At 46.1% G+C, this 484-nt stretch carries 1 protein-coding gene; it reads left to right on the top strand.

Features of this window, described 5'->3' with window-relative positions:
- A partial coding sequence (locus tag A3761_RS07990) for an ATP-binding protein (RefSeq protein WP_231881195.1) occupies positions 1-484 on the top strand: 484 nt, incomplete at both ends.

Below are 484 nucleotides of genomic sequence, written 5' to 3'. Positions count from 1 at the left end.
TGGATGAGGCTTTACCCGTTTATGTTAGAACGGATGAGCTTCGTTTATCGCAAGTCTTATTGAATCTATGCGGCAACGCAGTCAAGTTTACCGAAGAGGGTGAGGTGACTTTAGCGCTTAGCTGTGATGCTAAATTGGATGAAAGTGAAGGTCGGTGCGGTGTTCGGTTTTCGGTGAGTGATACCGGCATTGGTATTCACGATACGAAAGACTTGTTTATGCCTTTCAAGCAGGAAGATGCCTCTACGACCCGGAAATATGGCGGGACAGGTCTGGGGTTATCTATCAGCAAGAGATTGGTGGATTTGCTGGGAGGAGAGTTAAAGGTCGAAAGCCAAGTGGGCAGTGGCTCTACTTTTGAATTTACCTTGGATCTTCCTGTTGTTAAGGAAGCAAAGCTTGAGGTGAAAACAGTACTCGGCAAAGAGACAGAAAGATTGTTGAGAAAAGTTAAGGCGCCTGCTGATGTATGCGTGCTTTTGGT

Source organism: Oleiphilus sp. HI0123, from assembly GCF_001635315.1.
This window is presented reverse-complemented; position numbering and strand designations above follow the sequence as displayed.